Origin of the sequence: Bacillus altitudinis, assembly GCF_001191605.1 — a bacterium.
GTDB lineage: Bacteria > Bacillota > Bacilli > Bacillales > Bacillaceae > Bacillus > Bacillus altitudinis.
In genome coordinates, this window is the sequence record NZ_CP009108.1 from 484273 (window position 1) to 497226 (window position 12954).

Annotated in this window: 12 protein-coding genes; 5 read left to right on the plus strand and 7 right to left on the minus strand. The window is 43.5% G+C overall.

Going from position 1 to position 12954, the window contains the following annotated elements; translation table 11 throughout:
- Positions 1–77: 77 nt before the first annotated feature.
- The 7 genes from ID12_RS02415 to ID12_RS02445 all read right to left on the minus strand — a co-directional run bounded on the left by ID12_RS02415 (position 78) and on the right by ID12_RS02445 (position 7262).
- A complete protein-coding gene (locus ID12_RS02415) occupies positions 78–1499 on the minus strand; it encodes a response regulator transcription factor (RefSeq protein ID WP_050826667.1) in 1422 nt (473 codons plus the stop codon).
- The gene (locus tag ID12_RS02420; RefSeq protein ID WP_050826668.1) at positions 1493–2935 is read right to left on the minus strand and encodes a sensor histidine kinase; all 1443 of its coding nucleotides are present in this window, start codon (positions 2933–2935) and stop codon (positions 1493–1495) included. Before ID12_RS02420 ends, ID12_RS02415 begins: the two co-directional genes overlap by 7 nt.
- Positions 2932–3933 (minus strand): sugar-binding protein, encoded by a 1002-nt coding sequence (locus ID12_RS02425; protein WP_050826669.1) that lies wholly within the window; start codon positions 3931–3933, stop codon positions 2932–2934. The genes ID12_RS02420 and ID12_RS02425 overlap by 4 nt, the downstream gene beginning before the upstream one ends.
- Positions 3934–4003: 70 nt before the next feature.
- Positions 4004–4459: a GNAT family N-acetyltransferase gene (locus ID12_RS02430; RefSeq protein WP_035389715.1), complete on the minus strand. Its 456-nt coding sequence runs from the start codon at positions 4457–4459 to the stop codon at positions 4004–4006.
- 109 nt (positions 4460–4568) lie between these two features.
- Complete coding sequence (locus ID12_RS02435; protein WP_050826670.1) at positions 4569–5177, minus strand: bifunctional 4-hydroxy-2-oxoglutarate aldolase/2-dehydro-3-deoxy-phosphogluconate aldolase; 609 nt, start codon at positions 5175–5177, stop codon at positions 4569–4571.
- The gene (locus ID12_RS02440; RefSeq protein WP_080987757.1) at positions 5149–6165 is read right to left on the minus strand and encodes a sugar kinase; all 1017 of its coding nucleotides are present in this window, start codon (positions 6163–6165) and stop codon (positions 5149–5151) included. The genes ID12_RS02435 and ID12_RS02440 overlap by 29 nt, the downstream gene beginning before the upstream one ends.
- Positions 6166–6251: 86 nt before the next feature.
- On the minus strand, positions 6252–7262 hold the full coding sequence (locus ID12_RS02445) for a LacI family DNA-binding transcriptional regulator (protein WP_017368168.1): 1011 nt from the start codon (positions 7260–7262) through the stop codon (positions 6252–6254).
- A 258-nt stretch (positions 7263–7520) separates the two neighbouring features.
- Between ID12_RS02445 and kduI the strand changes: the two genes are divergently transcribed.
- The 5 genes from kduI to ID12_RS02470 all read left to right on the plus strand — a co-directional run bounded on the left by kduI (position 7521) and on the right by ID12_RS02470 (position 12943).
- Positions 7521–8348, plus strand: a complete 828-nt coding sequence (kduI, locus tag ID12_RS02450) for a 5-dehydro-4-deoxy-D-glucuronate isomerase (RefSeq protein WP_017359994.1) — start codon at positions 7521–7523, stop codon at positions 8346–8348.
- Between the two features lie 4 nt (positions 8349–8352).
- The gene (kduD, locus tag ID12_RS02455; RefSeq protein ID WP_017359995.1) at positions 8353–9126 is read left to right on the plus strand and encodes a 2-dehydro-3-deoxy-D-gluconate 5-dehydrogenase KduD; all 774 of its coding nucleotides are present in this window, start codon (positions 8353–8355) and stop codon (positions 9124–9126) included.
- Between the two features lie 104 nt (positions 9127–9230).
- Positions 9231–10697: a spore germination protein gene (locus ID12_RS02460; protein WP_035702242.1), complete on the plus strand. Its 1467-nt coding sequence runs from the start codon at positions 9231–9233 to the stop codon at positions 10695–10697.
- A gap of 3 nt (positions 10698–10700) precedes the next feature.
- The gene (locus ID12_RS02465) at positions 10701–11801 is read left to right on the plus strand and encodes a GerAB/ArcD/ProY family transporter (protein WP_050826671.1); all 1101 of its coding nucleotides are present in this window, start codon (positions 10701–10703) and stop codon (positions 11799–11801) included.
- Complete coding sequence (locus ID12_RS02470; protein ID WP_050826672.1) at positions 11798–12943, plus strand: Ger(x)C family spore germination protein; 1146 nt, start codon at positions 11798–11800, stop codon at positions 12941–12943. Before ID12_RS02465 ends, ID12_RS02470 begins: the two co-directional genes overlap by 4 nt.
- Positions 12944–12954: the final 11 nt, after the last annotated feature.

Below are 12954 nucleotides of genomic sequence, written 5' to 3' on the forward strand. Positions count from 1 at the left end.
AAGCGTTATCAAAATAAGTATACTGGCAGATCCTTTCCTTTTTTCAGGCAAACTTCTTCACTTTTTTATGAAATTCTTCATTTTTTTACGACCTGTTTTCGATATTCCTTCGGTGAACAGCCAACCATTTTTTTAAACACACGACTGACGTAATTTGGATCAGTATATCCAGCTTGATAGGTGATTTCTTTTAAACTAAGCGAACTCTCTTTCAGTAGCTTCTTCATTTTATCCATCCTACAGGTCGTCACATATTCTTTAAACGTTAGACCTGTCTCATCCTTAAAGCGTTTGGTGAAATACGTCGGGCTTAAATCAACATAGGCGGCCGTTTGCTCCAGCGTGATATGTTCGCAAAAATGTGTTTGAATGTATCGTTTCGCCCGTTCTATATCATTCACCGTCTGGGTTCTTGCTTCATACAGATCAAATAAATGTTCACAGCATTGGCGGCATTCTGTTTCTGTGGTGATAGCTAGAATTGGCACATCTGCACGAAGTCGTGATTTGAGTAAAATGAGCAGCTCTTTCACATGAGAAATGGTTGCCCCTTCTAATTGGAAGGCATCATAGTAAGCAAGAGCATCATCTCTTCTCCCTTCTTCTAGTGCCAGCATCATGTCATCGGCAAGCTCAGGCAAGTTGATCAATACGTAAGATTGTCTATCTGTATAGTAAAAGCCATAACGAACCGCACCGTCATCTTTTTTTCGCTGATAATAGGAAAGCTTCGCTTCTGCCGCACTTTTCTGAAGTTGAAGTGGATTTGAGACAGGATGACCCATGCCAACAATGACAGGGGAATCCTGCTCGCTTGTCATAGCAGCGCGAATGGCTTGCAGTACATTCGCCTTTAGATGACCAGGTGATTGACAGCTGTAAATCAAGCATGTAAACAGCTCACCGCTCACTTGGATAGGCACTGCTTGAAAAAGAGCAGACTCCTGCAAATGATTCAGGAGTTGATCCCCGCCTGTCCGCTGAACAGCGATCACTAGACCTGCTTGAAAATCCTGAAACAGCCGCTCAAACGCTGTTGAAGTATAAGATTGACCGTTCAACACATGGGCTTCCAGCCATTTTGACTGCTGATTGACTTTCTCCGCCTGCCGCAGGGAGACCTCCTGCTGAATTTCTGCCGCAACAGAACGAATCGCTGTAATGGTTTCGTCTTTATCAGCTGGTTTGACAAGGTATTGTTTGACCCCTTCCTGCATGGCTTGCTTGGCATAATCAAATGTATCGTAGGCTGTCAGCATAATAAATTTAGTATAAGGGCAGCTTGCTTTGATCTGTTTGATCGCTGTGAGCCCATCCATGCCTGGCATCTGAATATCCATGAGCACAAGGTCAATTGGCTTAGACCGCGCCAATTCCACCGCCTTTTTTCCATTCGCAGCTTCCCCTGCAATATGACAGTCTGGCAGCCATTCGGTCATGAACTTACGCATCGCCATTCGTTCAATTTTTTCATCATCCACAATCAGCACGTTCAGCATGCTCGTTCCTCCTTGATTGGTATTGTCAATTGAATCGTGGTCCCTTCGTTTGGCTTTGAATCAATTTGAAGGGCATCCTGCACTCCGTAAAACAAACGCAGCCTCGACATCACATTTCGAAGACCAATTCCTGTCGAGTGACCTTTACTACGTGTGTCTGAAAGATCTTCTTCCTCTTGCGATAGCAATCTCTTTTTCTCTTGATCACTGATGCCAAGTCCATTATCCCGAATCCGAATCATGACAAAGCGATCATCTCGATCAATAGAGAGCTCTACAAGCCCCCCCTCCTCTTTTGGTTCTACCCCATGAATAAAGGCATTTTCAACAAGCGGCTGCAATGTAAGGCTCGGAATGTGAACAGATAGACACGACGCATCTATGGTCGTTTTGCATGTAATACGATCGGAAAATCTTGTTTCTTGTATATGAAAATATTCTTTTACCACTTTCACTTCTTGTTCTAACGTAACAGATGCGCTGAGAGGAGATAGCGAATACCGCATCAGCGTAGAAACGGATTGTATCAATCTCGATGTCGCATCAGCTGATTCTAAGTACGCCATACGTGAAACGATGTTTAATGTATTAAATAAAAAATGTGGATTCATTTGGTTTTGTAGTGTTTTCAGCTTCATGTCTTTAATTTTCTGATCTAAAGCAGCCTTTTGTTTCATCTCTTCAATCATGACCTTCATCTCTCGCCGCATTCGCTCAAAGGCATGATTTAACACAGAGATTTCGTCCTTTGATGACACATGCAAATTCGGACCATCAAAATTTCCTTCTGATACTTCTTTGGCACTTCGAGACAGATGAACGATCGGTCTTGAAATTCCACCCGCAATGATATAGGCCATCCATAAAGCGATTCCTATCGATAATGTAAACAGACATAGAGTAAAAAGCGCATACGTTTGATGTCTTTTTTGAAGGGATTGGTAGAGTACTTGATACTCAGATAATTCATCATCCAAAAGAGTCATTGTCTGTTCTTGGATATAAGAGGACACGGTTCTTACTTCTTTCACACTTGCAGCATATTCTTTGATTTTCCCTTTTTTGACATGATTCATTGTCGCATCACTTTCGTTTATGAGCGTCCGCATCATATATTGATATTTTTCAATGGACGGGATGGCGGCATGAAGCCCAGCATCTTTGAGTAATGCTTGATCATATGATGTCATTTTCCGTTTTGATTTAGCATAGCCCTTGGCAAACGCCTGATCCTTTTCGATGGCAAAGGCGTTGACCTTTTCATACATCGTTTTTGCCTCTGTCGAAATATCATTCAGCAGGAGAAAGGAACGAAAGCTCTTGCTATATTCTGATGTGATTTTTGAACTGCTCCAATACACAAAAAAAGCGGCCACATTACCAAGGAGCACAAGAATTAAAAATGCCAATAATAATTTACTTCGTATTTTTCTCATGGCTGAACCCCCTGTGGTCTTTCTGTTTGATGAAGGGGCAGGTCTCCTCGCCGAATCACACTCGTCCCTGTGTACTGAAGCGGTTCTTGTTTATCCCCTTGTTGCAAACGAACAAGAGATTCAACCGCTTGATAGCCCATTTCATAAGGGTGCTGTACAACCACTGCATCAATTTTCCCATCATCCAGCGCTTGAATCGTATCAGGCAGAGTATCAAATGCGAGCACATAAACATCTTTAGATGAATGATATTGCTCTGTTGCTTGAATAATGCCGACACCGTCTAATGCACTTGTTCCATAAAATGCGGTGAGCTGCGTATGATCATTTAACAATTTATACGCAGCACCGGAAGCACCTGATTTCGTAATCGCCGACTCTTCTATTCCAGCAATATGAATGCGTTTCTCACCAGAAACGGCATCTCGAAACCCCTTCACGCGAAGCTTCTGGTGAATCGCATCAAGCCGTCCCGTCACAATGCCCACATACTGTTCGCCTTTTGTATCGGCGATGAGTGCCTGTCCGGCGATAAAGCCAGAATAATAGTTATCTGTTCCGACATACACTTGACGCTTGCTCCCCTCTGCATCGGTATCGACTGTGACGACATCTATACCTTTCTCTCTTGCTTTTTGAAAGAGCGGTTTGTATCTCTTTGCATCAAGTCCTTGCGTCATAATGCCATCCACATGACCAGCAATCGCCATATCAATGGTTTTCAGGTGATCATCCAAATCAGCCTGCTTTGGACCTAGGTATTCAAGATACACCCGATGAACTTCCGCCGCATCAGCAGCTCCCTTTTGCACCAATTGCCAATATTCATTATCAAGTTCCTCCGGTACAAGAACAAAGTGATATTGATAAGTTGATACTGCCTCTTCGGAAGCGCTTTCAATTTTAACTAAATCTTGACCTAATACAGATAAAAAAAGAACAGATATAACACAAAATGTGAGAAATGCGCCTATTCCGAACAACTTCGACCTTTTCATTCACATCCGCCTCCTTCCATTGTTGCCGCATAAAAAAAGAGCTGCTTATAAAAGCATACTCTCTCGACCTCTATAATTCCTTTGTCATAAATAAACTGTTTGGATCTTCTTGGTATGAACCAAAAGGCGGACAATATTGAAATCCAAAGCTTTCATATAATCTTCTTGCTGGTTCAAAGAAAGCAATCGCACCTGTTTCAAGGCTCACTCTTTTATACCCCCGCCGCTTCGCCTCTTGGAGAAGGTGGGTCAACAGATGCTTCGCCACGCCTTTTCGCATATGGGCTGCTGCCGTCCTCATCGATTTGAGTTCACCATGTTCACTCGATAGCTCCTTGATGGCTCCGCAGCCAAGAAGCACCTCGCCATCCCTTGCACTCCATACTGTGACATCTTGTTTTTTCAGATCGTCTAACGGAAGGGCATGAATGCTTTCTGGCGGTGAATGTTTTTTCATCTCTTCTAAATGAGCTTGAATCAATTGTTCAATTTGACCATCTTTTAGTTCATCTTGTTGAATGTACATATCGACCTCTCCTTTATGCTCATTTTACGTGAAAAGATGCGTCTTCTGAGCTTTTTTGTCAGATAAACGAACAAACAACCGGCAGTCATCCGCCGGTTGTTTATGTGAACTACATGATGGTGGAAGAAAGAACAGCCTGTAATTCTTCTGCTGTACTGCTTTCAAGCTGGCTGCCGACACCTACTGCCACGGCTCCTGCTTCAAGCCACTTTGGCACATCGACTGGATGAATGCCTCCTGTTGGGATGAACTCAATCTCTGGAAACGGGCCTTGCAAATTTTTCATATAGGACAAACCGAAGGCGCCGCTCGGAAAAAGCTTTAACACGCTGTATCCATTTGCTTTTGCCTGCATAATTTCACTCGGGGTCAAAACACCTGGAACGTAAAGTGTATCATGAAAAGATAGGTGCTCTCCGATGACAGGAAGATATCCCGGGCTGACGATAAATTGAGAGCCGGCTTCAATGGCTGATTGTGCCTGCTCAAGCGTTGTAATCGTTCCGGCTCCGACAATCAAGTCGTGGTCATGCTGGTAAGATGCAATGATCCGCTCTGCATTGGGCGTGGTATATGTCACTTCGATGGCCCGCACCCCTTTTTTCTTTAAACGACCAATCATCTCTATCCCCTCTGCTTCACTACCTGCTCTGACCACCGCAATGAGTTTACAAGCTGCGAGCTTCTCTTTAACACTCATACTTGCTGACTTTCCCATACCTCTCATCTCCCTTCATATCGTGTCGCCTTTGATATCGTTTGGCTTCTTTTATAAATGCCTGAAGCTCTTCACGAGTCGGCAGTCCCTCGTGATCTCCTGGGGACATGACTGCAAGTGCTCCAATGGCATTGCCTCTTGCTACCGATTTTTCATATGATAAACCGTCCAGCAGACCGCTCATCACTCCCACTGCAAATCCATCACCAGCTCCGACTGTATCCACGACATGAGACACATGGAAACCATCCACTACACCTTGGCCGGATGCACTTTTGAAATAGGCTCCTTCCGCTCCCAGTTTAATGACCACAAGCTTGACACCTTTTTGTAAATAAACATCCGCAATCGCTTCCGGCTCATGACACCCCGTGAGTCTTTGACCTTCTGCAAGCCCAGGGAAAAACCAATCTACTTGAGCAGCCATCTGATTCACCGTATGAATCATGTCTTCTTCCTCTTCCCATAGTTGAAGTCTCAGGTTCGGGTCAAAGGAAATGGTTTTTCCTGCTTCTTTCATTTCTTTAAGGGCATGAAAAGAAAACGCTCTCATTTCACTAGACACAGCAGGCGGGATTCCGGTCATATGAAGATGTCCTGCCTGCTGAAAATAAGTGGACGGGAAATCGCTTGCGTTCAATGTGCTCGCAGCAGAGCCTTTTCGGTAGTACGTCACATCAGGGTCTCCATCGATGACTTTTGATTTAAGCAATATCCCTGTTTTAGCCCCATCATTTGAACGGAGCACTGCCTCAGTATCGACCCCTTCTTTTTGAAGCTCTTCTAAAATAAATGTACCAAGTGAGTCCGCCCCGACCTTGCTCATCCAGCCTACGCTAAAGCCTAATCTTGCCAAGCCGACCGCAACATTACTCTCTGCACCAGCAAGTGCTTTTTGAAACGTATGCACTTGGTGAAGCTCGCCAATTTCTTTTGCATAAAACATCGCCATTGATTCCCCAAATGTGATCACATCCAATGCTTTCACTGATTTCTCCCCTTTCTTGGTACCGGTTTCAAAACAGTTGAAAAAGAGAGAGCATGCACGTATGTATACTCTTCTCTGCCTGACGTTTATAAAGATTTTCTCACAATGATTTCTCCATCAAGTTGAATGGTCTGGGGTGCACTCTTATCCCCTTCAAGACGCGTCTTGATTTTTTGCATCGCCGCTCTCCCCATCTCATGAGATGGCTGCGCCACCGTAGTGATGCCTGGCCCGATCAGCTTATACCATTCTGTATCATCAAATCCAGCAATGCCTATCTCCTCAGGTATCTTCACCCCAAGATCGACGAGTTCACTGATGAGCTTCAGCATAAGTAATCCATTGCCTGCTAAAATCGCTTTTTTCTGATGGTTTGATTGTAAAAACCGACAAATCTCATCTCGCATTTGTTCCTTTTGCTTCAAATTGATTTCTGCAATCATAGGTGTCTTATGTTGACTCATGGCCGTCTGTTCATAGGCTTCTTTTCGTTCTTCACGTGGACTAATCCCATCGACCGGCTCAGTAAAGAAAGCGATATGTTCGTAGCCTTTTTCATACATCTGATGAAGTAGACGAGCCGTGATGTCACGGTTATTCGTTGTGACGGTATCGACCTTGAGTTCAGGTAACTTACGGTCAACAAGAACAATCGGTACACCGTTTTGCTTAAAGTCTTGCAAAATGTCATTGTTTTGACCGGTCGTATTGATGATCAGCCCTTCAATATAATGCGCATTCAGCTTCAGAAGCATTTCTCGTTCTTTTTCTGGACGATTATCTGTGTTGCACACCATGATGCTGTATCCATATTCATCACAAATCTCTTCCACACCACGAAGTGTCGCAACAGAGAACGGGTTCGTAATATCAGCCACAATAAAACCAATGACCTTGCTCTTTCTTACTTTCAATCCTTGGGCAAGCTGACTCGGACGGTAATGGAGCTCCTCAATGGCTTTTTTAATCTTTTTTACCTTTTCAGGAGAAATTTCATTTGTTCTGCCATTGATGTATCTGGATACCGTTGATTTTGAGACACCTGCATATGCAGCAACTTCGTTAATGGTGACTTTCGTTTGCTTTTTCTCTTTCATACAAAAAACTCCCAAGATCGATCTTCTCATTTGTTTCGAAACCGATTTCAAATAAACTTAAAAAAAGCATACCACAAGTTGAACTGTATCAGAAGATTTTTTTCATGAACATGAAGAAAAAAAAGCTTTTATACAATTAAAGAAAGCGATTTCAAATTAACGGTTGACGCCGCTCTCTTTTTCCTCTAGAATTTTCCTTGAAACCGATACCAAATAAAACAATCATATGTTTCAGATGGAAAGGGAGGCTTATCTCAAATGGAAAATCGTTATGCTGTACATCCTGAGCAGGTCAAGCGTTTTACAACAGAGGAACTTCGTCGTCATTTTCATATTCCGACACTCTTTGTCAGTGGTGAATTGAAGCTATATTATTCGCATGAGGACCGTGTGGTGATTGGCGGTGTTATGCCGACATCAGAACCGATCAAGCTAGATGCCGGCGACTTTTTACGTACAGAATATTTCCTTGAAAGACGGGAAATTGGCATTGTGAATGTCGGCGGCCAAGGTACGGTTACAGTCGATGGTGAGTCATTTGTGCTGCAGCATAAAGATTTCTTATATATTGGACTTGGACACGAACATGTACAGTTTGCTAGTTCATCAGGTGAGCAGGCCAAATTTTATCTTGTGTCAGCCACCGCTCATAGAGCGTATCCGACACAAAAGGCTGCGATCGCTGAATTAACACCGAATCATTTAGGGGAAGCATCCGCCTCGAACGTACGGAATCTGTATCAGGTCATTCATGCAGACGGCATCCAAAGCTGCCAGCTTATGATGGGCATCACTCAGCTTGAAACCAATAACACATGGAACACGATGCCTGCTCATATACATGACCGGCGGATGGAAGTGTACTTATATCTTGATATAGAGGAAGACGCACGTGTCTTTCATTTTATGGGGGAGCCATCTGAAACGAGACATCTCGTTGTAGCAAATGAAGAAGCCGTCATCTCACCTGCCTGGTCCATTCATTCAGGCTCAGGTACCGCAAATTATTCATTTATTTGGGCAATGGCGGGAGAAAACTATACGTTTAAAGATATGGACTTTGTCCCGATGGACCAGCTGAGGTAATGAGATGACGACGACATCCTATGTAGCGTCCCTCTTTTCCCTCGAAGGCAAAACAGCTCTTGTCACAGGTCCTGGAACTGGAATTGGGCAAGGGATTGCCGTAGCGCTTGCTCGTTCAGGTGCAGATATCATCGGCACCTACCACCATACGCCGCTTGATGAAACAAAAGAACTTGTCGAACAGACCGGCAGATCATTTCATGCGATTCAAGTAGACTTTTCAGATCCTAAGTCCGCAAAGCGGGATGTTGATGCCCTTTTAAAGCAGCACACAATTGATATTTTGATCAATAATGCTGGGACCATTAAAAGAGAAGAGGCCGCTCAATATTCAGAGGAAAACTGGCATACTGTGATGGATGTGAATATCAACAGTCTCTTTTTCCTCACGCAAAAGGTCGGACAGCAGATGCTGAAAAAAGGGCAAGGGAAAATTGTCAATATCGCTTCCCTTCTATCATTTCAAGGCGGTGTCTTTGTTCCCGCTTATACAGCAAGTAAGCATGCTGTCGCAGGTTTGACGAAAGCATTTGCAAATGAATGGGCAAGTCAGCATATTCAGGTGAACGCGATCGCGCCTGGTTATATTGCAACCAATAACACGCAAGCCATTCGTGACGACGCGAACCGGAATGAAGAGATTCTGAAACGAATCCCCGCTGGACGCTGGGGAAGGCCTGAAGATCTAGCAGGTGCCGCCGTCTTTCTCAGCTCCCCTGCATCTGATTATATGAACGGGCATATTTTAGCCGTAGATGGCGGCTGGCTGGCGAGATAAACATGTGAAGAGAATTCCTATTTTAGGGGATTCTCTTTTTTCTATTTGCATAATTCTTCTCCTTCCGAGTCACTCTATAAAAAAAGACATGAGGGTGAGGTATTATGAAAAGTCGTATTGAACAAGATATAGAGTCCGTCATTCAGCGTGTCAAAAGCTTTGCCGGCAAAAGTGATGATATCGTGTTTCACTCTTTTTCATTTGGTCCTTCCGCTGTCTCTGCATGTCTCGTGTACGTTGAAGGACTCACAGAATTTGAGATGCTTTCCAAACAAATCATTTCACCTATGCAAAAGGAACTGACCATCACCGAGGTCGACCACACCACACTTTCTTCCCTTTCTAAAACGTTCTTTGGCATTCAAAATGATGTGCTGGAAGATATGAACCTTGCCATCGAGCAGTTATACAGCGGCAGGGCTATTTTATTTGTGGATAGAGCCACTCAAGCGCTTGCGCTCCATACGAATCTTTTTCAATTTAGAGAAGTAGAGGAGCCGCAATCAGAAGTCCTTGTAAGAGGACCCCGGATTGGATTTATTGAAAATCTTGAAAAAAACACGGCATTGCTTCGTGAAAGAGCAAACGACCCGAACCTTGTCATTCAAAAGGTAAACATAGGAACTCGCAACAAGAAATCTGCTGCTCTTGTGTATGTTCGTGATATCGCAGACCCCAAACTAGTAGATGATGTCTTCTCTCGTATGAAGCAAATCAAAATGGATGATATTCCTGAGAGCGGCTACATAGAACAGCTGATTGAAGACAGTCATATCTCTATTTTCCCGCAGATTCAAAATACAGAACGTCCTGATCGGGTGATTGCCTCTGTGTTAGAAGGAAAGGTGTCTATTTTGCTCGATGGGACGCCGTTTGCCCTCATTATGCCGATGACTCTCACTGCCTTGATGCAATCACCGGAGGATTATTATCAAAGATGGACAAGTGCGACTCTTTTGCGTTTGCTCCGTTATATTGCCGTGCTTTTGACGATCTTTTTACCGGGACTCTATATCGCCCTTGTTTCCTATCATCCTGGTTTATTACCAACACGAATGGCACTTACCATCGCAGGCAGCCGGCAAAATGTGCCCTTTCCTCCTGTAGTGGAAGCCATTTTGATGTCGTTTACGATTGAACTGCTGCGGGAAGCTGGACTTCGTCTTCCTAGGGCGATCGGGCAGACGATTGGACTGATTGGCGGCGTCATTATTGGACAGGCGGCTGTCCAAGCCAATATCGTCAGTGCCTTAATGGTCATTATTGTGTCTCTGACGGCACTAGCCGATTTCACTGCTCCATCATATGATTTCAGCTTCCCCCTACGCATTCTGCGGTTTATGGCCATCTTCAGTTCAGCCATGTTTGGATTATACGGCCTCATCATGTGTTATTTATTTGTACTTTGTCACTTGATGCAGCTAAAGACCTTTGGTTTTGACTATTTCACACCTGTTTTGTCTTCACCGTTTTCAGATTTAAAAGATACGTACGTTCGTTTACCAATAGGGCTATTTAAATCGAGACCGAAAACAGCCAAGACAAAAAATCTCAAAAGACAAGGAGAGTAAACGATGTACAGAGCTGAGAAGCTATCATTGTTACAAGTCACCATTCTGTGCAGTTCTACAATGATAGGCGCTGGAATTTTAACCATTCCTCGCAGTTCTGCCAATTCAGGATTCCCTGATGGCTGGATCATTGTATTAATACAGGGAGTCATCTTTGCTTTCGTTGCTTTTTTGCTAGGTTGGATTGCGGAGAAGAATGCACCGGATACCATCTTTGAATCGAATACAAAAGGAGCCGGTGCATTCTTTGGCACGATTTTCAACCTAATGCTGATCGGTTATTTACTAGCCATTGTTGGCTTTGAGGCGCGTGTACTTGGGGAAGTGGTTCAATTTTTCCTGCTGCAATCGACCCCGATGACCGTGATTGTGATGATTTTTTTACTAGTGGCCACCTATCATTTAAAAAGCGGAATTTTTCCGGTAGTGAAAATAGTGACATATATTTATCCGATGACCATGATCATTTATATTGGGCTCATGCTGTTTAGTTTGAAAATATTTGATTTTGATTACTTACGCCCGGTAATGAATCACGGGTTTAAAGATTTTAGTAATTTGTTCTCTCAAACATTTATTCAATTTACAGGCTTTGAAGTCATTTTGTTTGTCGTACCGCTTGTCTATAAGGACAAATGGCCAAAAGCGAAATGGGCCGCAGCGATCGGGGTAGGGATCACCACACTTATTTACTCCCTCACGCTCTTTATTGTGATTGGTTCCATGACAGTTGGAGAAACGAAATCACTCACCTGGCCCACTGTCTCCCTCATTCAAGCGCTAGAACTAGAAGGGGTCTTCATTGAACGCTTTGATATTTTCTTACTGACGATCTGGACGTGCCAGCAGTTTATTTGTATGCTTGGCTTTTTCCAATTTGCTATTAAAGGCTGTCAAACGGTTTTTAAAACAACCAATTTAACGAGACTGCTATGGTTGCTGTTTCTGCTGACCTCAGCTCTCTCTCTTTTTCCGAGAAATATCAATGAAGTCTTTTACTACTCGACTTTACTCGGCTATGCATTATTCGTTGTTTTAGCGATTCCTTTTATAACAGCTGTTCTGCTCATGATACGTAAAAAATGGGGAGGTCGATCTGCATGAAAGTGCGGCGTTTATGGCTCACCTTTCTGTCTTGCTGTCTTTTGCTTTTATCGACAGGTTGCTGGGACTTAAAGGATATTGAGAAATTATCGTTTGTGCGCGGTGTTGGCATTGACGAGGAAGATGATAACGGAGTCAAACTTACCTATCAAAACCTTGTCCCTAAAATGGGCGGAACACAAGAAGCAGATTCCCCTGGCTATGTGAATGTCGTCTCAAAGGGGAAAAATGTACTGGAAGCAGTCAGCAATGTCGCTTTGAAGGACCCGCCGATTTACAGTGATCACCTCAAAATCTTTTTGTTTGGCAAAGATCAAGCCGAGCATCATGATATTCAAGGGACACTCAACCACTTTATACGAGATGATGAGGTTCGAAGAAGCAGTTACCTCCTAGTGTCACGGCACGAAGCATCAAAAGTCATCAACCAAAAATTAAAATCACAGCAAAAGGTTCCAGTTGAGCATATTTTTGAAACATCAAAAAACCGGAGCTTTAACGGGAAGATTTTACTGCCAACACGTATTGGCCGAGCGTCCGATTACTTTCAGATGGGTACAAGCTTTCTTGTCCAAAGTGTGGATGTCGTTAACGGAGAACTCACCTATGATGGCGCAGGCATTATCCATGGGAAAACGCGAAAGCTGATAGGATTCATACCAGCAAAAGATGTCCAATCTTTAAACTGGGTCATGAATCGTATCTCAGGCGGAGTCGTACCCGCCACCTACAAAGGCTTTCCGATTACGTATGAAATCAAGAAAGCAAAATCCAAGATTGAACCCTATCTGAAGAACGGAAAGATTTCCTTTAAAATTAGTGTACAAACAAACGGGAAACTATCAGAAGATCAATATCCCCCTGAAAACTCATACGATGAGCAATACATCAAACGATTTGAGCGCATTTTTGAACGCAAAATCAAAGAACGCATTCAAAAAGCTGTCCACCACATGCAAAAAGAAGTTGGCGTTGACCCGATCCTTTTAAATCGGCAGGTGCGCATCAAGTATCCAGACTTTTGGGATCAGCACCGCAATGAATGGGATACACTATTTCAAGAAGTAGACATTGCATATGACGTAAAAGTGAGCATTTTGAACTTTGGTGCAGAAGGCGCTACAAAAAGCTTTAAATGGTAGCACAAAAGGCG